The organism is Actinoplanes sp. NPDC048967 (genome assembly GCF_040649415.1).
Classification (GTDB): domain Bacteria; phylum Actinomycetota; class Actinomycetes; order Mycobacteriales; family Micromonosporaceae; genus Actinoplanes.
The window spans coordinates 407,954-433,117 of the sequence record NZ_JBEZFL010000004.1 but is presented as its reverse complement, the minus strand read 5'-3'; the positions used below and the strand labels follow the sequence as shown (position 1 = coordinate 433,117).

The 25,164-nt window shown below is 73.0% G+C and carries 24 protein-coding genes; 16 read left to right on the top strand and 8 right to left on the bottom strand.

Features of this window, described 5'->3' with window-relative positions; translation table 11 throughout:
* The first annotated feature begins 5 nt into the window (after positions 1-5).
* The 3 genes from AB0C12_RS19705 to AB0C12_RS19695 all read left to right on the top strand — a co-directional run bounded on the left by AB0C12_RS19705 (position 6) and on the right by AB0C12_RS19695 (position 2,502).
* On the top strand, positions 6-770 hold the full coding sequence (locus AB0C12_RS19705) for a 3-oxoacyl-ACP reductase (RefSeq protein ID WP_360549836.1): 765 nt from the start codon (positions 6-8) through the stop codon (positions 768-770).
* A gap of 241 nt (positions 771-1,011) precedes the next feature.
* Positions 1,012-1,698 (top strand): gamma-glutamyl-gamma-aminobutyrate hydrolase family protein, encoded by a 687-nt coding sequence (locus tag AB0C12_RS19700; RefSeq protein WP_360549834.1) that lies wholly within the window; start codon positions 1,012-1,014, stop codon positions 1,696-1,698.
* A gap of 54 nt (positions 1,699-1,752) precedes the next feature.
* A complete protein-coding gene (locus AB0C12_RS19695) occupies positions 1,753-2,502 on the top strand; it encodes a gamma-glutamyl-gamma-aminobutyrate hydrolase family protein (protein WP_360549832.1) in 750 nt (249 codons plus the stop codon).
* Positions 2,503-2,505: 3 nt separating this feature from the next.
* On the opposite strand, the gene AB0C12_RS19690 is transcribed toward AB0C12_RS19695, so the two are convergent.
* The gene (locus tag AB0C12_RS19690; RefSeq protein WP_360549830.1) at positions 2,506-3,078 is read right to left on the bottom strand and encodes an HD domain-containing protein; all 573 of its coding nucleotides are present in this window, start codon (positions 3,076-3,078) and stop codon (positions 2,506-2,508) included.
* 93 nt (positions 3,079-3,171) lie between these two features.
* Between AB0C12_RS19690 and AB0C12_RS19685 the strand changes: the two genes are divergently transcribed.
* Positions 3,172-6,813, top strand: coding sequence for a SpoIIE family protein phosphatase (locus AB0C12_RS19685; RefSeq protein WP_360549828.1), 3,642 nt, complete (start codon positions 3,172-3,174; stop codon positions 6,811-6,813).
* A gap of 22 nt (positions 6,814-6,835) precedes the next feature.
* Here AB0C12_RS19685 and AB0C12_RS19680 read toward each other — a convergent pair whose 3' ends face one another.
* Positions 6,836-7,159 carry an STAS domain-containing protein gene (locus tag AB0C12_RS19680; protein ID WP_360549826.1) on the bottom strand — a complete coding sequence of 108 codons (324 nt, stop codon included), beginning with the start codon at positions 7,157-7,159 and terminating at the stop codon, positions 6,836-6,838.
* 121 nt (positions 7,160-7,280) lie between these two features.
* Between AB0C12_RS19680 and map the strand changes: the two genes are divergently transcribed.
* Together map and AB0C12_RS19670 are read left to right on the top strand one after the other, a co-directional pair.
* Positions 7,281-8,138 carry a type I methionyl aminopeptidase gene (gene map / locus AB0C12_RS19675; protein WP_360549824.1) on the top strand — a complete coding sequence of 286 codons (858 nt, stop codon included), beginning with the start codon at positions 7,281-7,283 and terminating at the stop codon, positions 8,136-8,138.
* On the top strand, positions 8,135-8,827 hold the full coding sequence (locus AB0C12_RS19670) for a VIT1/CCC1 transporter family protein (RefSeq protein ID WP_360549822.1): 693 nt from the start codon (positions 8,135-8,137) through the stop codon (positions 8,825-8,827). The genes map and AB0C12_RS19670 overlap by 4 nt, the downstream gene beginning before the upstream one ends.
* A 6-nt stretch (positions 8,828-8,833) precedes the next feature.
* Here AB0C12_RS19670 and AB0C12_RS19665 read toward each other — a convergent pair whose 3' ends face one another.
* The 4 genes from AB0C12_RS19665 to AB0C12_RS19650 are packed head-to-tail and all read right to left on the bottom strand — an operon-like array spanning position 8,834 to position 10,754.
* Positions 8,834-9,544, bottom strand: a complete 711-nt coding sequence (locus AB0C12_RS19665; protein ID WP_360549820.1) for a nucleotidyltransferase domain-containing protein — start codon at positions 9,542-9,544, stop codon at positions 8,834-8,836.
* Positions 9,545-9,583: 39 nt separating this feature from the next.
* Entirely contained in the window at positions 9,584-10,006 is a 423-nt protein-coding gene (locus tag AB0C12_RS19660; RefSeq protein WP_360549818.1) for a ferritin-like domain-containing protein, read from the bottom strand.
* Entirely contained in the window at positions 10,003-10,284 is a 282-nt protein-coding gene (locus AB0C12_RS19655) for a hypothetical protein (RefSeq protein ID WP_360549816.1), read from the bottom strand. Before AB0C12_RS19655 ends, AB0C12_RS19660 begins: the two co-directional genes overlap by 4 nt.
* The gene (locus tag AB0C12_RS19650) at positions 10,281-10,754 is read right to left on the bottom strand and encodes a hypothetical protein (protein WP_360549814.1); all 474 of its coding nucleotides are present in this window, start codon (positions 10,752-10,754) and stop codon (positions 10,281-10,283) included. Before AB0C12_RS19650 ends, AB0C12_RS19655 begins: the two co-directional genes overlap by 4 nt.
* A gap of 188 nt (positions 10,755-10,942) precedes the next feature.
* Between AB0C12_RS19650 and rimP the strand changes: the two genes are divergently transcribed.
* From rimP to truB, 10 genes are all read left to right on the top strand, one after another.
* The gene (gene rimP / locus AB0C12_RS19645; protein WP_360549812.1) at positions 10,943-11,608 is read left to right on the top strand and encodes a ribosome maturation factor RimP; all 666 of its coding nucleotides are present in this window, start codon (positions 10,943-10,945) and stop codon (positions 11,606-11,608) included.
* Positions 11,605-12,624 carry a transcription termination factor NusA gene (gene nusA, locus AB0C12_RS19640; RefSeq protein WP_360549810.1) on the top strand — a complete coding sequence of 340 codons (1,020 nt, stop codon included), beginning with the start codon at positions 11,605-11,607 and terminating at the stop codon, positions 12,622-12,624. The genes rimP and nusA overlap by 4 nt, the downstream gene beginning before the upstream one ends.
* Positions 12,602-12,961: a YlxR family protein gene (locus AB0C12_RS19635; RefSeq protein ID WP_360549808.1), complete on the top strand. Its 360-nt coding sequence runs from the start codon at positions 12,602-12,604 to the stop codon at positions 12,959-12,961. The genes nusA and AB0C12_RS19635 overlap by 23 nt, the downstream gene beginning before the upstream one ends.
* Positions 12,962-13,093: 132 nt before the next feature.
* The gene (gene infB / locus AB0C12_RS19630; RefSeq protein ID WP_360550549.1) at positions 13,094-16,165 is read left to right on the top strand and encodes a translation initiation factor IF-2; all 3,072 of its coding nucleotides are present in this window, start codon (positions 13,094-13,096) and stop codon (positions 16,163-16,165) included.
* A 60-nt stretch (positions 16,166-16,225) separates the two neighbouring features.
* Positions 16,226-17,251: an SAM-dependent methyltransferase gene (locus AB0C12_RS19625; protein WP_360549806.1), complete on the top strand. Its 1,026-nt coding sequence runs from the start codon at positions 16,226-16,228 to the stop codon at positions 17,249-17,251.
* A 35-nt stretch (positions 17,252-17,286) separates the two neighbouring features.
* A complete protein-coding gene (locus AB0C12_RS19620; RefSeq protein WP_360549804.1) occupies positions 17,287-17,580 on the top strand; it encodes a DUF503 domain-containing protein in 294 nt (97 codons plus the stop codon).
* Positions 17,581-17,750: 170 nt separating this feature from the next.
* Positions 17,751-18,221 carry a 30S ribosome-binding factor RbfA gene (gene rbfA / locus AB0C12_RS19615; protein WP_360549802.1) on the top strand — a complete coding sequence of 157 codons (471 nt, stop codon included), beginning with the start codon at positions 17,751-17,753 and terminating at the stop codon, positions 18,219-18,221.
* Positions 18,218-19,252: a bifunctional oligoribonuclease/PAP phosphatase NrnA gene (locus AB0C12_RS19610; RefSeq protein ID WP_360549800.1), complete on the top strand. Its 1,035-nt coding sequence runs from the start codon at positions 18,218-18,220 to the stop codon at positions 19,250-19,252. The genes rbfA and AB0C12_RS19610 overlap by 4 nt, the downstream gene beginning before the upstream one ends.
* A gap of 441 nt (positions 19,253-19,693) precedes the next feature.
* Positions 19,694-21,013 carry an MATE family efflux transporter gene (locus AB0C12_RS19605; protein ID WP_360549798.1) on the top strand — a complete coding sequence of 440 codons (1,320 nt, stop codon included), beginning with the start codon at positions 19,694-19,696 and terminating at the stop codon, positions 21,011-21,013.
* A gap of 61 nt (positions 21,014-21,074) precedes the next feature.
* On the top strand, positions 21,075-21,962 hold the full coding sequence (gene truB, locus AB0C12_RS19600; protein ID WP_360549796.1) for a tRNA pseudouridine(55) synthase TruB: 888 nt from the start codon (positions 21,075-21,077) through the stop codon (positions 21,960-21,962).
* On the opposite strand, the gene AB0C12_RS19595 is transcribed toward truB, so the two are convergent.
* Both AB0C12_RS19595 and AB0C12_RS19590 read right to left on the bottom strand, forming a co-directional pair.
* Complete coding sequence (locus tag AB0C12_RS19595) at positions 21,959-22,372, bottom strand: response regulator (RefSeq protein WP_360549794.1); 414 nt, start codon at positions 22,370-22,372, stop codon at positions 21,959-21,961. The genes truB and AB0C12_RS19595 overlap by 4 nt on opposite strands.
* Positions 22,369-25,164, bottom strand: a complete 2,796-nt coding sequence (locus tag AB0C12_RS19590) for a response regulator (protein ID WP_360549792.1) — start codon at positions 25,162-25,164, stop codon at positions 22,369-22,371. The genes AB0C12_RS19595 and AB0C12_RS19590 overlap by 4 nt, the downstream gene beginning before the upstream one ends.

The following is a 25,164-nucleotide window of genomic DNA, read 5'->3' as shown; positions in this document are numbered from 1 at the left end:
CAGCTGTGGAGCGTTTGCAGGATCGGGTCGCCGTCATCACCGGGGCCGGCAGCGGTATCGGGCTGGCCACCGCCCGGCGGTTCGCGGCCGAGGGGGCCAAGGTCGTCTGCGTCGACATCTCGACGGACGCCGGCAAGGCCGCCGCCGACGAGGTGGGCGGCGAGTTCGTCGCTTGTGACGTCACCGACGAGGAGGCGGTCAAGGCGCTGTTCGACGGGGTGGCCGAACGGTACGGCCGGGTCGACATCGCGTTCAACAACGCCGGGATCTCACCGCCCGACGACGACTCGATCCTGGTCACCGGCCTGGACGCGTGGGAGCGGGTGCTGCGGGTGAACACCACCAGCGTGTTCTTCTGCTGCAAGTACGCGATCCCGCACATGCAGCGCCAGGGCAAGGGGTCGATCATCAACACCGCGTCGTTCGTGGCGCTGCTGGGCGCGGCGACCTCGCAGATCGCGTACACCGCGAGCAAGGGCGGGGTGCTGGCGATGACCCGCGAGCTGGGCGTGCAGTTCGCCCGCGAGGGCATCCGGATCAACGCCCTGTGTCCCGGACCGGTCGCGACGCCGCTGCTCATGGACCTTTTCGCGAAAGATCCGGAGCGGGCCGCGCGCCGGCTGGTGCACGTCCCGATGGGCCGCTTCGCCGAGCCGGCCGAGATCGCCGCCGCGGTCGCGTTCCTGGCCAGCGACGACGCGTCGTTCATGACCGCGTCCCAGTTCGTCGTCGACGGTGGCATCACCGGTGCGTACGTAACTCCGCTGTAGCGGTTTAGCACCGCCGGGCAGCGGAGAGAAGACAAGTACGTCCAGTTCACGCCGGACGCAGGGGTCGAATCTCCGCCCGCGCACGCTGCGATCGCTGCACGGGTGGTTCGAAGGGCCCGGGCGCGGCGCCGACTCACGGAGTCGGCGCCGCTCACTAATCTCGCGGCGCTCGTCCGGTACGGCGAGCGGATCACCCACTCGGTCGACGTCATCCGAACAGGACGTGGATACCGTGGTCAAGATGCGACCCGTCATCGGCATCACCACCTATGTGGAGCCCGCCACCTGGGGTGTCTGGCACAACCTGCCCACCACGCTGGTGCCGCACGACTACGTCGCCGCGGTCACCGGGGCCGGGGGCCGGGCGGTGCTGCTGCCGCCCGACGAGCTCGACACCGACGTGCTGCGCATCCTGGACGGGCTGGTGCTCAGCGGCGGCGCCGACCTCGGCCCGGAGCTGTACGGCGCCGAGGCCGCCCCGCAGACGGTCACCCGGCCCGAGCGCGACGCCGCCGAGATGCTGCTCGCCCGCGCGGCCCTCACCCGGGACCTGCCGGTGCTCGGGGTCTGCCGGGGCATGCAGCTGCTCACCGTCGCCGCCGGCGGCACCCTGCACCAGCACCTGCCCGAGGTGCTCGGGCACGACCGGCACCGCCCGGCCCCCGGCGTCTACGGCGAGCACGAGGCCGGCTTCACCCCCGGCAGCCGGATCGCCGGGCTGATGGGCGACGACACCCGGGTGCACTGCTTCCACCACCAGGGCGTCGACGACCCGGGCACGCTGTCGGTCACCGGCCGGGCCGAGGACGGGACCGTCGAGGCGGTGGAGGACCCGGCGCACAGGTTTGTGCTGGGCGTGCAGTGGCACCCCGAGGTGACCAGGGACAAACGGCTGTTCGGGGCCCTGGTCGCGGCGGCGGCGGCCTAAGACATCCCGCGCACCCGCCGATACGCAGGTTCTACGGACGGAGGATCGCACCCCATGCGCAGGCCCTTGATCGGACTGACCGCGTACGCGGAACAGGTCCAGTACGGCAGCAACGAACAGGTCGTCGGCATGCTGCCGATGTCCTACGTCCGAGCGGTCCACGCCACCGGGGGACGGGCGGTCCTGATCACTCCCGACGACCCCGGCACCGACGTGCTGGAGTCGCTCGACGGCATCGTCTTCGCCGGTGGCGGCGACATCGACCCGGCCAACTGGGGTGCCGAGCCGCACCCGGCCACCGACTCCGACCCGGTCCGCGACGCCTCCGAGCTGCTCCTCATGCGGGCCGCCCTCGACGCCGACCTGCCCGTGCTCGGCGTCTGCCGGGGCCTGCAGGTGATGGCCGTGGCCACCGGCGGTTCCCTGCACCAGCACCTGCCCGACCTGGTCGGCCACGACCGGCACCGGGCCGCGGCGGGCACTGATCCGCTGGCGGTGGACTCGTCGGCGTTCGGCCGGCACGACGTGGTGCTCAGCTCCGGCTCGGCGGCGCGCTCACTGCTCGGCGCCCGGCTCACCGTCAACTCGTTCCACCACCAGGCGATCGACGACCCGGGCAGCTTCACGGTGGTCGGCCGGTGCCCCGACGACCGGGTCATCGAGATCGTCGAGGATCCCGACCGGTCGTTCGCGCTGGGCGTGCAGTGGCACCCCGAGCGCACCGGTGACCTGCGGGTCTTCGCCGCGCTGGTGGCGGCCGCGGCGAGCGCTTCCGGGCTGGGCCGGACGGCACTGGCCGCCTGAGGCTCAGACCGCGACCGGATGCGCCGCCTGGAACGCCAGGCGCTCGTCCGCCCCGGCGGCCAGGCCCTGCAGCAGGTCGTCCAGCACCAGGAACGCCTCCCAGGGCGCACCGCCCAGGTGAGCGACCACCCGATCCTCCAGCCCGGTGACCCGGGCGCCCTTCCACACCTTGTCCGCCAGGCTGACCAGCAGGTCGTCCAGCGTCATCCCGGGCGCGTCCCAGCTGCCGTGATTGCCGGCGAAACGGGCCAGGTGCGCGGGCACGCCGTAGCGCAACAGCAGGTCCCGGCCGGCCTCCTCGTGCCGGCGGCCGGGCGCGGAGAGCTCGGCCACGTGCACCACCTTGCCGATGTCGTGGGTCGCCGCGCCGAAGAGCACCGCGGTGGTGTCGAACTCGAGATCCGGCCGGCGTCGCCCGAGCACGTCGGTCAGCGACCAGGCGACGTCGTGCACGGCCCGCAGATGCGCACCGAGCCGCGGCGGCGCGTCCAGCGCCCGCAGCAGCTCAGCGGCCGGACCGGGCAGCGGCCGCAGGGTCGATTCGGTCAACGCGCGATGCAGGGCAGCCGACGTCACGCGGGCAAGGGTAGGCCCTGGCCACGGCTGAAAGCGGTCGCCGTCGGTGTTACGGTGCAGCCCAGTCAGCCGAAGACATCCGCGGGAGGACGCATGGGGGCCAGCGCGGACGAGGCTCTGCCGCAGCGGTTGCGGACGGCGTTCGAGCGCGGTGGTGAGATGGGCCGGCGGATGCTCGAGCTCGACTGGGCGGCCACCCCGCTCGGCGCACCGGCCGGCTGGCCCACGGAGCTGGCCGACGTCGTCGCCACGATGCTCGCCTCCAAGGCCCAGATGGTGATCTTCTGGGGTGCCGACCACTGCGCGCTCTACAACGACGCGTACATCCCGACGATGGGCAGCAAGCACCCCGGGCATCTGGGCCGGCCGGGCCGGGAGATGTGGCCCGAGACCTGGGCGGTGCTCCAGGAGCTCTTCACCGGGGTGAAGGAACGGGACGAGTCGTTCTGGGCCGCCGACTACCTGTTCATGATCGAGCGGTTCGGCTTCCTCGAGGAGACCTACTTCGACATCTCGTACGACCCGATCCGCTCGGCCGACGGGGCCGTCGGCGGGGTCTTCTGCATCGTCAGCGACACCACCCGGCGGGTGCTGGCCGACCGTCGCGTCCGTACCCTCAGCGCCCTCGGCTCCCGGCTGGCCGACTCGCCGGACCAGGCCGTGCTCGGCACCCAGGTCGCGCAGGTCCTCGGCGAGAACGCCGCCGACGTGCCGTTCGCCGTCCTCTACCTGGACGACCCGGCCGGCGGCGGCGAGCCGGCCGTGGCCGGGGTGTGCGGGCTCGAGCCGACCGCCTGCCGGCCGCTCGATCCGGGGGTCCGCGAGGTCGTCGCGGCCGTCATGCGGTCCGACCACGAGCAGACCATCGCCGCGACGGACGTGGCCCATCCGCCGCCCTCGTCGGCCGCCGACCGGGCCCTGGTGCTGCCCATCGGTGCCGGCACCAGCAGTGCCGGGGCGCTGGTGGTGGGGGTCAGCCGGTTCCTGGCGCTGGACCGCGGCTACCGCGACTTCCTCGAGCTCGCCACGGCCCAGATCTCCCGGGCGGTGGCCAACGTGCGGGCCTACCAGCAGGAACGGCGCCGGGCGGCCGAGCTGGCCGCGCTCGACACCGCCAAGACCAACTTCTTCTCGAACGTGAGCCACGAGTTCCGTACCCCGTTGACCTTGATCCTCGGTCCGCTGGAGGAGCTGCTCGGCGACGACGGGCTTGGCGACGACCTGCGCGAGCGGCTCGCGCCGATGCAGCGCAACGGCCTGCGGTTGCTGAAACTGGTCAACACGGTGCTGGACTTCTCCCGGCTGGAGTCCGGCCGGCTGCGCGCCGCCTACCGGCCGACCGATCTGGCCGACTACACCGCCCGGCTCGCCAGCACCTTCCGCTCGGCGGCCGAGCGGGCCGGGCTGCGGCTCGACATCCAGTGCCCGCCGCTGCCGGCGCCCGTCCACGTGGACCGCGAGATGTGGGAGAAGATCGTCTTCAACCTGCTCTCCAACGCGGTGAAGTACACGCCCACCGGCGGGATCATCGTGCGGATCCGGGAACGCGACCGGGCCGCGGTGCTGGAGGTGACCGACACCGGCGTCGGCGTGTCCGAGCAGGAGCAGACGCTGCTCTTCGACCGCTTTCACCGGGTCACCGGCGCCTGGGCGCGCAGCCATGAGGGCACCGGCATCGGCCTGGCCCTGGTCCGTGAGCTGGCCGAGCTGCACGGCGGCACGGCGACCGCGCGCAGCGAGCCCGGCGTGGGCAGCACGTTCTCGGTGACCGTCCCGCTCGGCACGGCGCACCTGCCCGCCGACCGGATCATCGACGAGAGGCCGGCCGACCTGCCCGAGGAGCAGTCCCGGCTCTACGTCGAGGAAGCGCACTGGTGGATGGGCGACACCGCGCCGGCCCCGGTCGCGCCGGGCGAGGTGCAGGACGGCCGGCGAGGCCGGGTGCTGCTCGCCGACGACAACGCCGACCTGCGCGACCACGTGTCCCGGCTGCTGCGGCCGTCCTTCGACGTCACCAGCGTGTCGGACGGCCTGGAGGCCCTGGAGCTGGCCCGCACCGAGCAGTTCGACCTCGTCCTGACCGACATGATGATGCCCCGGATGGACGGCTTCGGCCTGATCCGGGCGCTGCGCGCGGACGAGCGCACCCGGGACGTGCCGATCGTGGTCCTCTCCGCCCGCGCCGGTGAGGAGGCCTCGGTCGAGGGCCTGGCCGCAGGGGCCGACGACTACCTGGTCAAGCCGTTCTCGGTACGCGACCTGACCGCCCGGGTCCGGTCCAACCTGGAGCTCGGCCAGACCCGCCGGCAGATCATCAGCCGGCTGCGGGGCCTGGTCGACGCGGCCGCGGCGGTCAACGCGGTCAGCACCACCGCCGAGGTGCTCGCCGTCGCCGCCCGGCACGTCCAGGCGATGACGTCGGCCGGCCGGGTCGTGCTGACCGCCCCGGGCGCCCGGGCCGAGGTGGACGGCGGCGCCGGCGGCTCGGCTGCCCCGGATGTCGTGCTGCCGTTGCCGGACACCTCCGGCGTGCCCCTCGGCGAGCTGAGCGTCTGGTCCGGACCGGACGGTCCACCCGAGCCGGTGCTGCTCACCCAGCTGGCCCGCCTGGTCGGACTGCGGCTGGGCAACGCCCGCCTCTACGAGGCCGAGCACCGCATCGCCAGCACGCTGCAGCACAGCCTGCTGCCGCAGTCACTGCCCCGGGTGCCCGGCGCCATCGTGGCGAGCCGCTACCTGCCGGGCAGCACCGAGGCCGAGGTCGGCGGCGACTGGTACGACGTCATCCTCGCCCCGGACAATCAGCTCTTCCTGGTCATCGGGGACGTGGTCGGCAAGGGGGTGCAGGCCGCGGCGGGGATGGGGCAGCTGCGCAACGCGTTGCGGGCGTACATCCTGGAGGGCTTCGACTGCGGTGAGGCGCTGACCCGGCTGAACCGGCTGGTCGACAACCTGGGCCGGCGCCAGTTCGCCACCGTGGTCTGTGTCCGCTTCGACACCCGCAACCGGGAGCTGCACTACTCGTCGGCCGGGCACCCGTCCCCGATGCTCGCCGCGCCGGGGGAGAAGGGCGACCTGCTCTACTCCAGCGCGCTCGGGCCGCCGATCGGTGCGCTCAAGGACGTGACGTACCCGACGCTGACCGCGGCCCTCGAGTCCGGTCACCGGCTGCTGCTCTACACCGACGGCCTGGTCGAGGACCGCCGGGTGGGCATCGACCGCGGCCTGGCCGAGGTCAGCGCGGAGCTCGCCGAGCCGGCCGAGCACGTCGAGGACCTGCTGGACCGGCTGCTGACCAAGGCGGCCCGGCAGACCCGCCGCGACGACATCGCGCTGCTCGCGCTGGAGGCCACCGAGCCGCGCAAGTTCGAGCTGCGGCTGCCCGCCGACCCGACCCGGCTGAGTGTGCTGCGCCGGCGGCTCGAGGACTTCCTGACGGCCCACGCCGTGCCGGACAACGACGTCTTCGACCTGACCGTGGCGATCTCCGAGGCCGCCGCGAACGCGATCGAACATCCCGTCGAGCCGGCCGAGCCGGTGATCACCGTCGAGGTGTCGGTGGACGAGGGGTCGGTGCTGGCGACCGTCCGCGACACCGGGAACTGGCGGCCGGCCGGTGACGCCGGCTTCCGCGGGCGCGGCCTGGCGCTGATCGGTGCGCTGTCGGAGCTGTCGGTGGCCAGGACCGGCTCCGGCACCGCGGTGACGTTGCGGCGGGCGCTGAGCCCGTCCTGAGCGGCCAGGCGGCCGCCGGGGCTCAGCCGGGCTCGCCCTGGACCAGCCAGGGCTGGCTGCTCAGGCCGGAGATGTCGAGGACCCGGCGCACCGGGGCCGACGGGATCACCTCGAAGCCTTCCGGGAAGCGCTCCGCGAGCCGGATCAGCGCGTGGATGGCGGCCGAGTCGAAGAACGTCACGGCCCGCAGGTCCAGGGTCGCGCTACGGACACCGTCACCGGTGGCTGCCCGGTACATCGCGTCGGCGGTGGACATGTCCACCTCGCCGCGTACCACCACGGTGGCGCGGTCGCCCGCCACCGAGGAACTGGCCGAGAAGTCCGTCCCGGCGCCGTCTTGATCCACGCTGACACGATTACACAGGCGCCCGGGAGCGGCAACAATGGGCCGGTAAGGGTCAACCGAGCTGTCATCTACCGTCACGGTCCCGCGGGGTGCGCGTCGGGCGCGGCGATAAGCTGGGTCGATGAGCGTTCGTGCCCCTCTCGTTCCGGGAAAGCTCTCCCCCTGGCGGGCGGTGCCGCCGCAGATCACCCGTCCTGAATACGTCGGCAAGAAGCGCCCGAAAGAGTGGCGCGGGTCGCACGTGCAGACTCCCGAGACCATCGACAAGATGCGGGTCGCCGGGCGGATCGCCGCGCAGGCCACCCAGCTCGCCGGCGAGCACTGCAAGCCGGGCGTCAGCACCGACGAGATCGACCGGGTGGTGCACGAGTTCCTGATCGACAACGGGGCGTACCCGTCGACGCTGGGCTACAAGGGCTTCCCGAAGTCCTGCTGCACCTCCCTCAACGAGGTCATCTGCCACGGCATCCCGGACACGACCGTGCTGGCCGACGGTGACATCGTCAACGTCGACGTGACCGCGTACCTCGACGGTGTGCACGGTGACACCGACGCGACGTTCTGCGTCGGCGAGGTCAGCGACGAGGCCCGGTTGCTGGTCGAGCGCACCCACGAGGCGATGATGCGCGGCATCCGCGCCGTCGCCCCGGGCCGGCCGATCAACGCGATCGGCCGGGTGATCGAGGCGTACGCCCGCCGCTTCGGCTACGGCGTGGTGCGCGACTTCACCGGCCACGGCATCGGCGAGACGTTCCACAGCGGGCTCTACATCCCGCACTACGACAACCCGCGGCTCGACACGGTGATGGAGCCCGGCATGACCTTCACCATCGAGCCGATGATCACCCTGGGCACCCACGAGTACGAGATGTGGGACGACGGCTGGACGGTCGTGACCAAGGACCGCAGGTGGACCGCCCAGTTCGAGCACACGCTGGTGGTGACCGAGGACGGGTACGAGATCCTGACGCTGCCGTGACGCTCCCCGAGCACCACGCGGACGTCTCGGGCGGCTGGCTGCGCGCGGCCACCTTCGGCGCGATGGACGGCCTGGTCACCAACATCGCCCTGATCGCCGGGGTCGGCGGGGGCGGGGTCAGCCGGCACACCCTGATTCTCACCGGGGTGGCCGGCCTGGTCGCCGGGGCCATCTCCATGGGTCTGGGCGAGTTCACCAGCGTCCGCACCCAGAACGACCAGGTCGCCGCCGAGCTGGCCAAGGAGCTGCGCGAGCTGCGGCTCAACCCCGAGGGGGAGGCCGACGAGCTGGTCGCCATGTGGTCCGCGCGCGGCCTGCCCGTCCCGCTCGCGCGTCAGGTGGCCGACGTGCTCAAGGCCCATCCGGAGCAGGCGCTGCGGGTGCACGCCCAGGAGGAGCTCGGCGTCGTCCCGGACGAGCTGCCCAGCCCGTGGACGGCGGCGGTGTCCTCGTTCGTGTGCTTCGCGATCGGGGCGGTCGTGCCGCTGCTGACCTATCTGCTGGGCTTCGACAGCCTGCTCGCGGCGCTCGTCGTCGGCGGTGCCGGGCTGTTCGTGGCCGGCGCGGTCATCGCCCGCTTCACCGCCCGCCCGTGGTGGCGCAGCGGCCTCTGGCAGCTCCTGCTCGGCGCGGCGGCGGCCGGCGCGACCTACCTCATCGGCACGCTGATCGGCGTCGGCGTCGCCTGACCGGCGTCACTCGAAGAGGGCGCTCAGCGGGCCGTCGACCGGGCGGCCCCGGGCGGTGAGGTCGTCGGCCTGCGTCTTCAGCACCGAGGCCAGCTCGGTCATGTCCGCTCCGGCCAGGCCGGTGCGCTTCACCGCGTCGGCCCGGTTGCGGAAGTAGGTGCGGCTGAGCAGGCCGGTGACCATCGCGGCGTGCAGCCTCGCCTCGGCCAGCAGGACCAGGGCGGCGTCGGTCTCGTACCACTCGGCCAGCCGGACCGCGCGGGCGTGCGCGGCCGAGGCCACACACCAGTTGCGCCGGGCCAGCCCGCTGAACTCGCCCGGCCGGGTCTCGGCGAGCTTGCCCAGATGGGCGTCGCGCTGGCCGGCGAACCAGCCGCCGGGATCGAAGAGATCCCGGGTGCTCAGGTAGCGGTCGGCCTCCAGCGGCCAGCGCGGGGTCAGCTCCCGGGCCCGGCGCAACCCGTCGTCGGCGGTGCCGACACTGAGATCGACCAGGATGCCGTCGACCCGGCGCAGGGCGGCGCGGGGTCCGGCGTTCGGACGGTACGTGACCACGTGCAGGTTGAGATCGCTGCTGTCGGTGTCGTCGCCGTGCGCCAGGGAACCGTGCACACCGATCGCCCGCACCTCGGCCGACCAGCGCCGCAGGATCACGTCACGGAGCCGGGTGGCCAGGTGCCAGCGCGGATTGGCCAGGTCGTACTCGTCCAGCGACACTGCGTCATTGTCGGGCATGGACCCGCGGCGGGAAAGTCCTCAGGCGCGCCCGGGCCAGGCCATCGTCACCGGGGTCACCTCGCCCAGCCGGCGCCAGCGGGTCGCCCGGACCGCCGCGTCGACCAGCGCGTTCAGCCCGGTGGCCCGATCGGCCCCGGTGGTCACCGGCAACACCGCCCGCCAGGCCTGCGCGACGCCGTCCTCGACCTGGATGGCCAGCTTCAGCGCACTGGCCCGGTCGGTGACGTCGAACGGCAGGTCGTAGCCCGCCGGCGCCGGGGCGGTGCTCGCCTGCAACGCCGACAACCGGCTGACCAGCACGTCCCGGCGACCGCGGTGGATCGCCTCGGCGGCGCGGGCCTCGGCGCGGTCGCCCTCACCGGTCAGCTTCACCCCGAGGACCCCGTACGCGTAGATCGCCGCCTCCTCCGCGGCCAGCGCGGCCGCCAGTTGGGCGCTCATGCCGGCCCCTTCGCAGCGACAGCCGCCTCCGCGGCGACCATTCCCTCCGCGGCGACCATTCCCTCCGCGGCGATCGCTCCCTGCGAGGCGATCGCTCCCTGCGCGGCGATCGCTTTCTGTGCGGCGGCCATTCCCTGCGCGGCGATCGCTTTCTGCGCGGCGGCCATTCCCTGCGCGGCGATCGCTTTCTGCGCGGCGGCCATTCCCTGCGCGGCGGCCATTCCCCGCGCGGCGACCGTGCCCCCCGCGGCGGCCGTCGCTGGGTGCGACGCGCTCATCGCAGGGCCTCCGCGTGGGCGGCCCGGGCGGCGGCGATCGAGCCGGCCAGCCCGGCCCGGTCGGCCGGGGCCGTGCGGCAGGCCGCGGCCGCGGTCTTCTGCGCGGCCTGCTCCGCCTTGCGCAACGCCGCCACCGAGTCGGCCGCGTCGCCGCTCGGCGCGCTGGACGCGGGCGCTCCCGACGGGACCGCCCGGCCGATGACGCGGGACAGCTCGGCCGCGTGCGTGCGGTGGTCGGCGGCGAGCGGAGTCAGCCTCTTGGCGAGGCCGGGCTGGGCCAGCACGGCCCGGTCGTAAGCCGCCGCCAGGGCCAGGGCCTCGTCGAGCACGGGCTGCAGGGCGTCCGGCGCCGGAGCGGGCTCTGGATCATCGGAGAAGAGCCCGCAGCCGCCCAGTGCCGTCGCGCTCAGCGCCCCACCGGCAGCCGCGCCGATCAGGTGACGTCTTTTCACCCGGTCAGTCAACACCATCCGCACCAGGCGTCGCTGACCTGCACCGGGCGCCGAATCGGAGCGGCGGCGGCCGGCCCGCGCCGCCGGCGCGTTACGCTCTGCGTCAGCCGCCGGGGATTTTCAGCCCCGGTGGCATGCCGGTGTTGCCGGCGAACGGCGCACGGAGCGTTTGCCGCGCGCCGCATTCGAGCAGAAGGGTTGGGCCGATGACGCAGCGTGGTCGCGGCGGCGCCCGGCCGGCGAACCGCCGCTCCGGCGGGGGCCGGAGCCGAGAGGCCGCCGAGGAGACGCGTCAGCCCGCTGCTCCGCGCATCGACCTGGTGGCCGCCAAGGCCCGGGTGCGCGCGGTGATCGAGCCGGTCGTGGTCGCCGCGGGGTTCGACCTTGAGGACGTCAACCTCTCCCGCGCGGGCCGCCGGCACGTTCTCCGGGTCCTGGTCGACGCCGACGGGGGCATCAGCCTCGACGATGTCGCGGTCGTCTCCCGGGAGATCTCCCAGGCGCTCGACACGGCCGAGGAGAACCAGGGCGAGGTCCTGGCGGGTGAATACCAGCTCGAGGTCGGCTCGCCCGGCGTGGACCGGCCGCTGACTCTGCCCCGGCACTGGCGGCGCAACGTCAGCCGGCTGGTCGCCGTAACCGTCGCGGGCCGGTCGCTGACCGGCCGGATCACGGCGGCCGACGAGACCGGCGTCGTGCTCGACGTCGACGGCAAGAGCACGGAGATCCCGTACGCCGATCTGGGGCCGGGCAAGGTCCAGATCGAGTTCAAGCGGCTGGACGAAGCCGTCTTCCCCGACGAGCCCGACGAGGGCGACGAGGACGAGGACGATGAAGATGACGACGAGGATGGGGAGGGCGAGGACAAGTGAACATCGACCTCGCGGCGCTGCGCGCCCTGGAGCGCGAGCGGGAGATCCCGTTCGAGACGATCCTCGCGGCGATCGAGACGGCACTGCTGACCGCGTACCGGCACACCGACGGGGCCGAGAGCCACGCCCGGGTGCAGATCGACCGCAAGAACGGCGCGGCCCAGGTCTTCGCCCAGGAGCTGGACGCCGACGGCACCCTGGTCCGGGAGTGGGACGACACCCCGCACGACTTCGGCCGGATCGCCGCGATGACCGCCAAGCAGGTCATTCTGCAGCGGCTGCGCGAGGCCACCGACGAGGTGCACTTCGGCGAGTACGCGGGCCGCGACGGTGACCTGGTCACCGGCATCGTGCAGGCCGACGCGGCGCGCGCCGAGAAGGGCATCGTCATCGTCGACCTGGGCAAGCTCGAGGCGGTCCTGCCGCAGGCCGAGCAGGTGCCGGGGGAGACGTACGAGCACGGCTCGCGGATCCGCTGCGTCGTGGTGCACGTGGCCAAGGGCTTCCGGGGACCGCAGATCACCCTGTCGCGCACCCACCCGGCGCTGGTCAAGAAGCTGTTCGCGCTCGAGGTGCCGGAGATCGCCGACGGCACGGTGGAGATCGCCGCCATCGCGCGTGAGGCAGGTCACCGTTCGAAGATCGCGGTGCACTCGCGGGTGGCCGGGGTCAACGCCAAGGGCGCCTGCATCGGCCCGATGGGTCAGCGGGTCCGGGCGGTGATGAGCGAGCTGCACGGCGAGAAGATCGACATCATCGACTACTCGGACGACCCGGCGCAGTTCGTCGGCAACGCGCTTTCCCCGGCCAAGGCCCTGCGGGTCGAGGTGGTCGACGCGGCCACCCGCACCGCCCGGGTCACCGTGCCCGACTTCCAGCTGTCGCTGGCGATCGGCCGTGAGGGGCAGAACGCCCGGCTGGCCGCCCGGCTGACCGGCTGGCGCATCGACATCCGTCCGGACAACGAGCAGCCGGATCCGGCCTCCGAGCGCGATGCCGCCGAGACCGGGAGCTGACCGGATACCCGAGCACGAGGCACGCGGGGTAGACTTTCGGGTGGCCGGTCCGACACGCACCTGTGTTGGCTGTCGCTCACGCGTGCCGGCCTCCGATTTACTGCGGTTCGTCGCGGTCGGAGCAGGAGGTCACCTCCGGCTCCAGCCCGATCCGGGCCGCCGGCTGCCGGGCCGGGGAGCACATGTGCATCCTGATCCGGCCTGCTTCGCGCAGGCGGAGCGGCGTCGCGCTTTCGGGCGTGCGCTGCGACTCACCGGTGTTGCTGACACCGGATTGCTTGCCGAGCACATCCGAGCGGTCACCGTGCCGTCCGGAACCACCGATGATGTGGCGTAGGTGCCCCATCCATGTCCAGCAAGGTAGGACGACCCAGATGAGCACACGATGAAGTCCCTGAAATGACCAGGCTTCTAGTGCACGAGTGAGGTCGGCGGGCGCTGCTCGTACGACCTCGAGATGAGGAGTGCAGTGCCAGGCAAGGCCCGCGTTCACGAGCTCGCCAAAGAGCTCGGGGTCGACAGCAAGACCGTTCTCGCCAAGCTCAAGGAGATGGGCGAGTTCGTCAAATCCGCATCCAGCACGGTCGAGGCCCCGGTGGCCCGGCGACTTCGTGGTGCCCTCGACGCCCCGGGCGGTGCTGCTCCGGCGGCGCCCGCGCCCACCGCGTCGAACGCCCCGAGTGCGCCCAGCGCCCCCCGGGCCAACCCATCGGCCATGCGGCCGCAGCCGCCGCGCCGGCCCTCTGCGCCGACGACCGGAGCGCCCACCGGCGCCCCCACGTCCTCGGCGCCGTCGCCCGGCTCGATGGTGCGGCCCAAGCCGCCGGTTCCCGGCCGTCCGGGCCCGGTGCCCGGTCCGGTCGCCAAGCCGGCGAGTGCCCACGACATCGAGGTGGCGGCCGCCGAGGCCCGCGCCTCGGCGCTGAAGGCCGAGCAGGAGGCCGCCGTCAAGGCTGCCCAGGCGGCCCGCACGCGGGACGCCGAGCGCCGGGCGCAGCAGCCTCCGGCCGACGGCACCACCCGTCCGCGGCCCCCGGGCCCCGGCACGGTGCCGCCGCGTCCCGGCTCTCCCGCCGCAACGCGTCCCGGAGCCCCGGGCGCGCCCACTACCGGTCGTCCCGGCCCGGGCGGCTCGCCGCGCCCGCCGGCCCGCGGTCCCGGTAACAACCCGTTCGGCGTCTCCGGTGGCGCCCAGCGGCCGACCCCGTCGGCGATGCCCCGGCCCAACCAGCCGGGCATGCCCCCGCGGCCGAGCCCGGCCTCGATGCCGCCGCGGCCCAGTCCCGCGTCCATGCCCTCGCAGCGTCCCGCCGGTCCCGGCGGCGGTCGTGGCGGTCCCGGCGGTGGCGCCGGCCGTCCCGGCGGTCCCGGTGGCGGTCGTGGCGGCCCGGGTGGCGGCGCCGGTGGCGGTTTCCGCCCCGGTGGCGGTGCCGGAGCCGGTGGCGGCGGTTACCGCGGCGGTGGTGCCGGTGCCGGTGGCGGCGGTGGCTACCGCGGTGGCCCCGGTGGCGGCGGTGCTGGTGCCGGTGGCGGTTTCCGCCCCGGTGGCGGCGGTCCCGTCGGCGGTGCCCCGGGTCGTCCCGGTGGTGGCGGTCGCGGTCGTGGCGGCGGTGCCGCGGGTGCCTTCGGGCGTCCCGGTGGCCGGCCCACGCGTGGCCGCAAGTCGAAGAAGCAGCGGCGTCAGGAGTTCGACAACCTGTCGGCTCCGCAGATGTCGTCGGGTGCGCCCCGCGGCTCGGGCCAGGAGGTCCGGCTCTCGCGTGGTGCGTCGCTCTCCGACTTCGCCGACAAGATCAACGCCAACCCGGGCTCGCTGGTCCAGGAGATGTTCAACCTGGGCGAGATGGTGACGGCGACGCAGTCGTGCTCCGACGACACGTTGCTGCTGCTGGGCGAGCACCTGGGCTTCGACGTGCAGATCGTCAGCCCCGAGGACGAGGACCGCGAGCTGCTGTCGCGGTTCAACATCGACCTCGACGCCGAGATCGCCGAGGACCGCCTCGTCACCCGGCCGCCGGTCGTGACCGTCATGGGTCACGTCGACCACGGCAAGACGAAGCTGCTCGACGCGATCCGCAAGACCAACGTGGTCGCCGGTGAGGCGGGTGGCATCACCCAGCACATCGGTGCCTACCAGGTCGTCGTCCCGCACCAGGGTGAAGAGCGCGCGATCACCTTCATCGACACCCCGGGCCACGAGGCGTTCACCGCCATGCGTGCCCGTGGTGCCCAGGTGACCGACATCGTGATCCTGGTGGTCGCGGCCGACGACGGCGTCATGCCGCAGACGGTCGAGGCGTTGAACCACGCCAAGGCGGCCGAGGTGCCGATCGTGGTCGCGGTCAACAAGGTCGACAAGCCGGACGCCAACCCGGACAAGGTCCGCCAGCAGCTGACGGACTACGGCCTGCTCGCCGAGGAGTACGGCGGCGACACGATGTTCGTCAACGTGGCCGCCAAGCCGGGTCTCGGCATCGACGACCTGCTCGAGGCCGTCCTGCTGACCGCCGACGCGTCGCTGGAGCTCACCGCTCCGATCGACGGGCCGGCGCAGGGTGTCGCGGTGGAAGCCCACCTCGACAAGGGCCGCGGCGCTGTCGCGACCGTCCTGGTGCAGCGGGGCACGCTGCGGGCCGGCGACTCGATCGTGGCCGGTGGTGCGCACGGTCGCGTCCGGGCCATGCTCGACGAGAACGGCCAGCAGGTCACCGAGGCGGGTCCGGCCCGGCCGGTGCTCGTCCTGGGTCTGACCTCGGTGCCCGGCGCGGGCGACACGTTCCTCGCCGCCGAGGACGACCGCACGGTCCGGCAGATCGCCGAGCAGCGGCAGGCCCGCCGTCGTGCGGCGAGCTTCGCGAACTCGAAGGGCAAGGCGACGCTCGAGACGCTCATGGAGCAGCTCAAGGAGGGCGAGAAGACCTCGCTCACCCTGGTGCTCAAGGGCGACGGCTCGGGTTCCGTCGAGGCTCTCGAGGACGCGCTGTTCAAGATCGAGATTCCGGACGAGGTGCAGCTCAAGGTCATCCACCGCGGCGTCGGTGCGATCACCGAGAGCGACGTCAACCTGGCGTCGGCGTCCTCGGACCAGACCGCCACGATCATCGGTTTCAATGTCCGGGCCAGCAACAAGGTCAAGGAGATGGCCGACCGCGCCGGCGTGGAGATCCGCTACTACAGCGTGATCTACCAGGCCATCGAGGAGATCGAGGCAGCGCTCAAGGGCCTGCTCAAGCCGGAGTACGAGGAGGTCGAGCAGGGCACGGCGGAGATCCGCGAGGTGTTCCGCTCGTCCAAGATCGGTCTCATCGCCGGCTGTATGGTCCGCTCGGGCCTCATCCGCCGCAACGCCAAGGCGCGCATCCTGCGCGAGGGCACCGTGGTGGCGGACAACGTCACGATCAGCTCGCTGAAGCGGTTCAAGGACGACGCCACCGAGGTCCGCGAGGGCTTCGAGTGTGGTCTGACCCTGAACGGTTTCGGGTCGCCGCAGCCCGGCGACGTGATCGAGACCTTCGAGATGCGTGAGAAGCCGCGGGCGTAAGGCCCTCGGTTGACGGCCCCCGGCGCGAAAGCGCCGGGGGCCGTTGTCTTTACTACTGGAATGTCTCGCTACGCCCTCCTCCTCGCGCCCTCCGCCAACCGCGTCTACGCCGACCAGGCCGGTCGACTCTCGCGGGCGGAGCTGGCCGCGTTCCGGCCCGTGCTCTCCTCGGAGGTGGCGGAGGTCGACGCCACCCGGATCGGTGGCGTGGAGTACCTGACGTTCACCGCCGACCTGCAGCCCCGGGACATCGCGTTCCTGTCGAACATGTCGGCGGCCTACGCCCTGTTCGAGCGGGCCGGTGACGACCTGCTGCGGCCGCTGGAGCTGACCCCGCTGGCCCGCTACGACAGCGACCTGATCACCATCCCCAAGTACGCCGGCAAGACCAACGAGCAGTTCACCAAGCTGCTGCTCAACCTGACCCTGCTGGCCTCCGCCTCGCGCCGCCAGATGCTCGACGGTCACGTGGTCGTCGGTGACTTCCTGGCCGGCCGCGGCACCACGCTCAACCAGGCGCTGATGTACGGCTACGACGCCATCGGCGTGGAGCTCGACGGCAAGGACGTCGAGGCGTACAAGCTGTTCCTGCAGACCTGGCTCAAGCGCAAGCGCCTCAAGCACACCGCCGAGCTCAACCCGGTCCGCCGGCAGGGCCGCAAGGCCGCCCGCCGGATGGAGATCACCATGGCGGCCAGCAAGGAGGACCACAAGGCCGGCGCGGTGCAGAAGGTGGTCATGCTCAACGCGGACACCACCCAGCTCGACGGCCTGCTCCGGGCCAACTGCGTGGACGTGCTGGTCGTCGACCTGCCGTACGGCGTCGCGCACGGCAGCTACGAGGACGAGGGCGGCATGTCCCGGCGCCCGCTGGACCTGCTGGAGCGGGCCGTGCCGCAGTGGGTGCACCTGCTGCGTCCCGGCGGGGCCATCGGGCTGTCCTGGAACACCAAGGTGGCCCGGCGGGAGCTGGCCGAGGACATCCTGGTCGCCAACGGGCTGGCGCTGGTGCCGTACGAGGACCTGAGCCACCGGGTCGACCAGGGCATCGAGCGTGACGTGGTGGTGGCCCGGAAATCCAGCTGAACGGCACCGGGGTACCCGGGTACTCTCGCTCGCTGATGTATATCGAGACCGCACTCTTCGACCTGCTGCTGCCCGGCGACTCCCGTTCGCTCAAGCAGAAGCGTTCCTACGTCCGCCCGATCATCGCGATGCTGCGCAAGTACGAGGTCAGCGTGGCCGAGGTCGGCGACCACGACCTGCACGGCCGGGCCCAGATCGGGGTCGCCGTGGTTGCCGCCGAGCCGTCCCAGGCGCGCGCGGTGATCGACACGTGCGAGCACCAGATGGCCGGCCGGCCCGAGATCGAGCTGCTGTCGGTCCGGCGCCGGCTGCACGGTGACGACGACTGAGCCCACCCGCGGCGGAAGACCCAGGCAAGTTCGTCACCTGAGCGGTCCCGCTGGTGACCCCCGCGGGCGACGCACCGACGCGGCGTTCGGGCCCCAGCGGTCATGGGTAGGCTTCAGGCGTTGGGCGGGGCGGTTTCGTCCCGCAGGCACGGTTGTCGGAGGTGGGCGATATGTCGGACCCGGCCAAGACGCGTCGGCACGCGGAGCGCATCCGCGAGCTGGTGGCATCGCTGGTGCGAGAGATCAAGGATCCCCGTCTCGGCATGGTGACGGTCACGGACGCCCGGATCACGGGTGATCTCCGCGACGCCCACGTCTACTACACCGTGCTCGGGGACCAGACCGAGCAGGCCGCGACCGCGGCGGCGCTGGACAGCGCCAAGGGCATGCTGCGCACCCGCGTCGGTCACGCCCTCGGCCTGCGGCACTCGCCGAGCCTCACGTTCGTGCTGGACAACGTCCAGGACAACGTCAAGGAGATCGACGAGCTGCTGGCCGCGGCCCGGCACCGCGACGCCGAGGTGCAGCGGCTGGCCGCCGGCAAGCAGTACGCCGGCGACCCGGACCCGTACAAGGCCGACGAGGACGAGGAAGACGGGGACGCCGACGAGCGGGTCGGTGCCCGCGAGGACCAGGGGTGACCGAGGCGGTCACCGTCTCGGAGGGTGCGCCCGCCGCGGCCGAGTTCTCGGCCGCGGTGGCGGCGATCCGTGAGCTGGCGCCGACCGGCCGGGTGCTGCTGATCTGTCACGTCAACCCGGACGGCGACGCGCTGGGCAGCATGCTCGGCTTCGGCCTGGGGCTGCGCCGGCTCGGCGTGCCCCGGCTGCAGGCCACCTTCCCCGGCACGTTCGAGGTCCCCGACCCGTTCGCCGCGCTGCCCGGCCTCGACCTGCTGGTCAGCGAGGAGCAGGCGGAGCCGGAGCCCGATCTGGTGATCGTCTTCGACGTGGCCGCGGTGTCCCGGCTCGGGGCCCTGGCCGACCGGCTGCCCCGCGCCCGCGCCACCGTGGCCCTGGACCACCACGCGTCCAACACCGGCTTCGCGGGAGTCAACCTGGTCGACGCGGGTGCCGCCGCCACCTCGGTGGTCGCCGAGGAGCTGCTGCGCCGCCTCGACGTGCCGCTGGACGCCGAGATCGCCGAATGCCTGTACGTGGCCCTGGCCACCGACACCGGCTCGTTCCGCTTCGACATGACCACGCCGCGGGTGCACGAGATGGCCGCCCGGCTGATCGCCACCGGCCTGCGCCCGGGCGAGATCTCCCGCCGGGTGTTCGACAGTCGCCCGTTCGGCGCGATGAAGCTCTCCGCCGACGTGCTCAGCCGCGCGCAGCTCGATCCCACGGCGGCGGACGGGCACGGCATGGTGTGGACGTACGCGACCCTCGAGGACCTCGAGCGGCACGGGCAGCGGCCGTACGTGCTGGACGCGCTGATCGATCCGGTCCGGTGTGTGGCCGAGGTGGACGTGTCCGTGGTGGTCAAGCAGCTCGCCGAGCGCGAGTGGGCGGTGTCGCTGCGCAGCAAGGGCGCGGTCGACGTCAGCGCCGTCGCGGTGGCGCTGGGCGGCGGCGGGCACCGGCTGGCCGCGGGGTTCACCGGCTACGGCACCCCGGGGGACGTTGTCACCGCGGTCCGCGACGAGCTGGGCAAGCACCTCATTCCGTAGCGTCTGCTCGACCAGGGCCGGCCTTCGGGCCGGCCTTTTGTCGTTGATCCGCTTCCCGAAGTGCGGGACACACCGCGCAACCCGCGAGACTGAACGATAGTTTGAGTTAACGGTGATTTGGTTTCTGCACGGGCGCTACCACCGACCGCCGCAGCAGCCTCGAGCCACCCGGGTCCACCATCCCGGGCTGTGTCGCCCCGCCACCCGTCCGGCGATCCCGGACCGGCCCCTCGCGACACGCCGCTCGATCGATCAGTGGGTGCCGTGCACCCGTTCCGCCGTGGAAGGACCACGAACATGGCTGCCATGCCCAAGCCCAAGCCCCAGTCCGACGACGCTCGCGAGCAGGCCCGCCGCGCGCTGCAGACGTCGATGGACACCCGCCAGTAAGCAGTCCGGCGCATTGCGCCCCTTACGGCACGGCGGGCATCATGACTGTCCATGAGCCCGCTCGCCGCCGCCGACCCCGGCACCCTCAACCGGCGTATCGCCGCCCTGGCCCTGCCGGCCCTGGTCGTGCTGGCCGCCGAGCCGCTGTACGTGCTGGTGGACACCGCCGTGGTGGGCCACCTGGGCCGGGTCCCGCTCGCGGCGGTCGCTGTCGGCGGCACCGTGATGTCGGTCGCCGTCTGGTTCGGGACGCTGATGGCGTACGGCACGACCGGCCGCGCCGCCCGCCGCTTCGGCGCGGGTGACCGCACCGCCGCCGTCGCCGAAGGCGTCCAGGCTTCCTGGCTCGCCCTGGCCACCGGCGCCCTCCTGGTCCTGCTGGCCCAGCTCTTCGCCACGTCGGTCACCCGGGCCCTGGCCGCCGACCCGGCCGCCGCCGAGGCCGCCGCGCAGTGGCTGCGCATCGCGGCCCTCGGCATCCCCGGCCTTCTCCTCGCGGCAGCCGGCAACGGCTGGATGCGCGGGGTGCAGGACACCCGCCGCCCGCTGTACTTCGTCCTCGGCGCCAACGTGCTCTCCGCCGTGCTGTGCCCGCTGCTCGTCTACCCGGCCGGCTGGGGACTGATCGGCTCAGCGGTCGCCAACGTGGTGGCCCAGTCGCTGACCGGCGGACTCTTCCTCTGGGCGATCATCCGCGAACGCGCACCGCTGCGGCCCAGCCCGGCGGTCATCGTCCGGCAGCTGGTGCTCGGCCGCGACCTGCTGATCCGCGGCGCCGCGTTCCAGGCCTGCTGGTTGTCGGCGACCGCCGTGGCGGCCCGGTTCGGCGTGGCGGCCGTCGGCGCCCACCAGATCGGCCTGCAACTCTGGTTCTTCTGCGCCCTGGCCCTGGACGCGGTGGCGATCGCCGCCCAGTCCCTGGTCGGCGCGGCGCTGGGTGCGGGCGACGGAAGCGCGGCCCGGGAGGTCGCCCGGCGGGTCACCGCGGTGGGCGCGGTGGCCGGGGTGGGCTTCGCGGCCCTGGCCGCGGCGGGCGCCGGCGTGGTGCCCGGCTGGTTCACCGGCGACCAGGCGGTCCACGAGCAGGCGGCGATCGTGTGGCCCTGGTTCGTGGGCATGCTGCCGTTCGCCGGCGTGGTCTACGCCCTGGACGGCGTCCTGATCGGCGCGGGCGACGTCGGCTACCTGCGCACGATGACGCTGGCGGCGGCCCTGGTCGGCTTCCTACCGGCCATCTGGCTGGCGTACGCGCTGGACTGGGGGCTGTCGGGAGTATGGTTCGGGCTGGCCCTGTTCACGCTGATCCGGCTGGTGTTCCTGCTGGTCCGCCGGCGGGGAGCCGGCTGGGCGGTGCTCGGCGCCACCCGCTGACGGCGCCGGCAACCTCACCCCGGCCTGACCCGCGACCAGGGCGGTCTGGTTGGGTGGAGTTGTGAACGTGGACGGGCTGATCGTTGTGGACAAGCCGGCCGGGATGACCTCCCACGACGTGGTCGCCCGGATCAGGAGGCTGGCCCGGACCCGGCGGGTGGGGCACGGCGGCACCCTCGACCCGATGGCCACCGGCGTGCTGATCATCGGGGTCAACCGGGCCACCCGGCTGCTCACGTACGTCATCGGCGCCGGCAAGAGCTACACCGCCACCATCCGCCTCGGGCAGACCACGATCACCGACGACGCCGAGGGTGATGTCACCGCCACCGTCTCCACCGCCGGGGTCACCGAGGCGGCGATCCGGGCCGGGCTCGCCGCGCAGACCGGTGAGATCGAGCAGGTGCCCAGCGCGGTCAGTGCCATCAAGGTCAACGGGCAGCGGGCGTACAAGCGGGTCCGTGACGGCGAGGAGGTCGAGCTGGCCGCCCGCAAGGTCACCGTCTCCCGGCTCGAGGTGCTCGCCGTACGGCGCCCCGACGAGGGTGACTTCGTCGACGTGGACATCGACGTCACGTGTTCCAGCGGCACCTACATCCGGGCCATCGCGCGGGACCTCGGCCGTGCCCTCGAAGTCGGCGGGCATCTGACCGCGCTGCGCCGCACCGCCGTCGGTGATCTCACGCTCGCGTCCGCCGCCACCCTCGCCGACCTGGAGGAACGCGCGCCCGACGTGATCTCGCTGCCGCTGGCCGAGGCGGCCCGGCGGGCCTTCCCGCAGCGGGAGGCCGACGCCGAGGAGACCCGGGTGCTCAGCCACGGCGGCCCGCTGCCGCCGGTCGGCATCGAGGGACCGTACGCGGTCTTCAACACCGCCGGCGACGTGCTCGCCATCGTCTCCGAGCGCGACGGCAAAGCGCGCGCCGAGATCGTGCTGGCCCCGGCCTAGCTGTCGCGCCGGGAGAGGTGCTCGGCCACCGTCGCGACGAGATCCGCTGCCGCGTACGGCTTGTCCAGGAAACCGTCGCAGCCCGCCCGCAGCGCCGCTTCCCGGTCCTGGGGGAGCACGCTCGCGGTCACCGCGACGACGGTCGGCCGGGGGCGGCCCGCGGCGATCGTGCCCGCCGCCAGTTCGCTTGCCAGGGTGAGGCCGCTGCCGTCGGGCAGGTTCATGTCGAGCAGGATCAGGTCGATGTCCTCGGCGCCGAGCCGGGTACGCGCACCCGCCAGCGTCGACGCGTCCAGCACCTCGGCGTCGCGGACGGCGGTGATCTGGGCGCGGGCCAGCACCGCCTTGACCAGGGTCCGGTTCAGCTCCTCGTCCTCGACCAGCAGGATCCGGGGGTTCTCGGCCGTCACGGAATCTCCTTCCTGTCCTTCGCGGCAGTGCCGGATCCGTCCCTCGCGACGGTGCCGGATCCGTCCTTCGCGGCGGTCCGGAGCCCGTCCTTCGCGGCAGTGCCGGATCCGTCCCTCGCGGCAATGCCGGATTCGTCTCTCGCGGCGGGTCCGGGGCCCTCCTTCGTGGCGGTGCCGGATCCGCCGAGCAGCGGGGCCAGGGCTTCCCAGCCGGCGCCGCCGGCCATCGCGGTCGCCACCACGCCGCCGGCCATCGCCGTGGCCACCAGTGGGGCCGCGTCGCCGGGCTCCCGCAGCTGGCCCGCCGCGGCGGTGAGGCCCAGCACCGGGGTGTGCCGGGTGGCCGGGTCCTGCTCGATCGCGGCCAGCATGCTGAACCCGTCCACCTCCGGCGACTGCATGTCGCAGACGATCAGGTCGAAGTGGCTCTCCCGGCTCAGCGCCAGGCCGTCGCGCCCGTCGGCGCAGGCCACCACGTCGGCGCCGCCGGCGCGCAGGCCGTCCTCGATCGCCTTGCGGACCTCGTCGTCGTGGTCGACGACCAGCACCCGCGGCACCGGCCGGTGCGCGATCTTGCGGGCCAGCGCGCCGAGCAGGGCCGCCTGGTCGACCGGCTTGACGAAGTAGTCGTCGGCGCCCAGGGCCAGCCCGGCCTGCCGTTCGTCGATGATGGTGGCGAAGAAGACCGGGATCTCGGCGAGCCGCGGGTCGGCCTTGAGCCGGCGGATGACCTCGAAGCCGTCGATGCCGGGCAGGGCCACGTCGAGCACGATCGCGTCGGGCGGGTGGGCGCCGGCCGCGGTCAGGCCCGCCTCACCGGTGCCGGCCACCTCGACGTGGTAACCCGCGCCGACGAGCTGGGTGCTGAGCAGCTCCGCCGACTGCGGGTCGTCCTCGATCAGGAGCACCCGGGCCCCGGCGTCCGGGCCCTGGTCGAGCTGCAGGACCGGTGCGGCCGGCAGGCGTACGGTGAAGGCACTGCCCTGCCCCGGCGTGGAGATCAGGCTGATCTCGCCGTCGTGCGCCTCGACCAGCCGCTTGGTCAGTGCGAGCCCCAGGCCGGTGCCCGCCCGCTGCCGGTCCGGGTCGCCGACCTGCTGGAACTCCTCGAAGACGCGGTCCCGGTCGTCCTCGGCGATGCCCACCCCGGTGTCCGCGACGGTCACCTCGACGAGGTCGCCGGTCTGGGCGACCGTGACGGAGATCGCGCCGTCGTCCGGGGTGAACTTGATCGCGTTGGACAGCAGGTTCTCCACGATCTGCCGGAACCGGACCCGGTCCACCAGCGCGGTGGCCTCCGGCAGCGTCGTGGTGACGGTGAGGTTCTTGGCCGACAGCAGCGGGGCCAGGCCGGTCAGCAGCTCGCCCACCGCGGTGTCGACCCGCAGCGGGGCCAGCCGCAGGTCCAGCCGGCCCGCCTCGACCTTGGCCAGGTCCAGGATGTCGTTGATCAGGCCGAGCAGGTGGCGTCCGCTGGTGTGGATGTGGTCCACCCAGTCGGCGGGCACCCGGCGCCGGTCGCCGTCGGGCTCCTCGAGCCGCATCAGGTCGCTGAAGCCGATGATCGCGTTCAGCGGGGTCCGCAGCTCGTGGCTCATGTTGGCCAGGAACGAGCTCTTCGCCTGGCTGGCCCGGGTCAGCGCCTCGACGGAGGTGCTGAGCTCGGCGGCCAGCCGGCGGTGGGCCGCGGTGACCGCCTGGCGTTCGGCCAGCACGCCCGCCTGGCCGCCGAGCGCCGCCAGCAGCCTCAGGTCGTCGTCGCTGAACAGGCTGCGGTGGCGGTTGAACAGCAGCACCGCCCCCTCGGCGTCCGGCGGCACCGGCATGCTCAGCACGGTCACGAAGTCGTCGCCGAGGTCGTCGCCGAAGTGGGCGACCAGGGTCGCGTCGCTGTCGCGCAGCCGGGCCGGCTGGCCGGCCCGGATCAGCGCGGTGATGTCGGCGAAGCCCAGGCCGTCCGGCGCGGCCGTCGGGGGACCCGCGTACGCGGCCGGAGCGAGCATGCCGTCGGCCCGTGGCATCAGGACGGCCACCGCGTCGACGCCGGTCTGCGCCCGCATGATGTCGGCGTAGATCTGCCAGACCTGCTCGGCGGACTCGGCGGGCGCGCGCAGCAGCCGCTCGGTGACCGATTGGGCGGCCGTGGCGGAGAAGGACCGGCGCAGCCAGTGCGGCGGCACGAAGGCGATCAGGTAGCCGAACCCGCAGACCAGTGCCAGGACCCGGTTGGCGGTGTCGAACACCGGGCTGGTGCCGGGCACCGCGGCGATGCCGATCAGCACGATCATCAGCCCGAAGGCGGCGGTCGCGCCGGCCGCGATCATCAGCCGGGCCCGGTTCGCGCCGGTCCGGGTACGGGCCTTGCCGAACAGCAGCGCCGCCGCGATGAGCTCGGTGATCAGGAACGACGTGACCGCGGTGAACAACTCGGCCGGGCGCAGCGGTCGCGGCGCGAACGCCAGCCAGGCGGCGACCACGGCCTGCACGATCAGAACGGTCCGCTGGAGCCAGACCGGCACCGACCGCAGCCGGACGGCCAGCCGGACGGTGAGGTACGGCTGGGCCAGCAGCGCGGTCAGCGAGACGGCGTTGACCCACAGCGGCAGGGCCTCACCGTTGATCCGGCGGGCGATGTCGACGCAGAACAGCACCGTGCAGGGTGCGAACACCAGCGTGACGTCGCGCTGCAACGGGTCGCGCCGGTGCAGGTAGCCGACCAGGGCGCGCAGGAAGAGAACGGCGAAGGTGAACTCCGCCGCTAGCAGGATGAGGGGGCTCCAGTCAGCGCGCAT

Coding starts and splice junctions, on each gene's coding strand:
- AB0C12_RS19700 (WP_360549834.1), top strand. CDS start 1,012: ATGCGACCCGTCATCGGCATCACCACCTATGTGGAGCCCGCCACCTGG.
- AB0C12_RS19695 (WP_360549832.1), top strand. CDS start 1,753: ATGCGCAGGCCCTTGATCGGACTGACCGCGTACGCGGAACAGGTCCAG.
- AB0C12_RS19685 (WP_360549828.1), top strand. CDS start 3,172: ATGGGGGCCAGCGCGGACGAGGCTCTGCCGCAGCGGTTGCGGACGGCG.
- map (WP_360549824.1), top strand. CDS start 7,281: ATGAGCGTTCGTGCCCCTCTCGTTCCGGGAAAGCTCTCCCCCTGGCGG.
- AB0C12_RS19660 (WP_360549818.1), bottom strand. CDS start 10,006: ATGAGCGCCCAACTGGCGGCCGCGCTGGCCGCGGAGGAGGCGGCGATC.
- AB0C12_RS19655 (WP_360549816.1), bottom strand. CDS start 10,284: ATGAGCGCGTCGCACCCAGCGACGGCCGCCGCGGGGGGCACGGTCGCC.
- AB0C12_RS19650 (WP_360549814.1), bottom strand. CDS start 10,754: ATGGTGTTGACTGACCGGGTGAAAAGACGTCACCTGATCGGCGCGGCT.
- rimP (WP_360549812.1), top strand. CDS start 10,943: ATGACGCAGCGTGGTCGCGGCGGCGCCCGGCCGGCGAACCGCCGCTCC.
- AB0C12_RS19635 (WP_360549808.1), top strand. CDS start 12,602: ATGCCGCCGAGACCGGGAGCTGACCGGATACCCGAGCACGAGGCACGC.
- AB0C12_RS19625 (WP_360549806.1), top strand. CDS start 16,226: ATGTCTCGCTACGCCCTCCTCCTCGCGCCCTCCGCCAACCGCGTCTAC.
- AB0C12_RS19620 (WP_360549804.1), top strand. CDS start 17,287: ATGTATATCGAGACCGCACTCTTCGACCTGCTGCTGCCCGGCGACTCC.
- rbfA (WP_360549802.1), top strand. CDS start 17,751: ATGTCGGACCCGGCCAAGACGCGTCGGCACGCGGAGCGCATCCGCGAG.
- AB0C12_RS19605 (WP_360549798.1), top strand. CDS start 19,694: ATGAGCCCGCTCGCCGCCGCCGACCCCGGCACCCTCAACCGGCGTATC.
- AB0C12_RS19590 (WP_360549792.1), bottom strand. CDS start 25,164: ATGCGCGCTGACTGGAGCCCCCTCATCCTGCTAGCGGCGGAGTTCACC.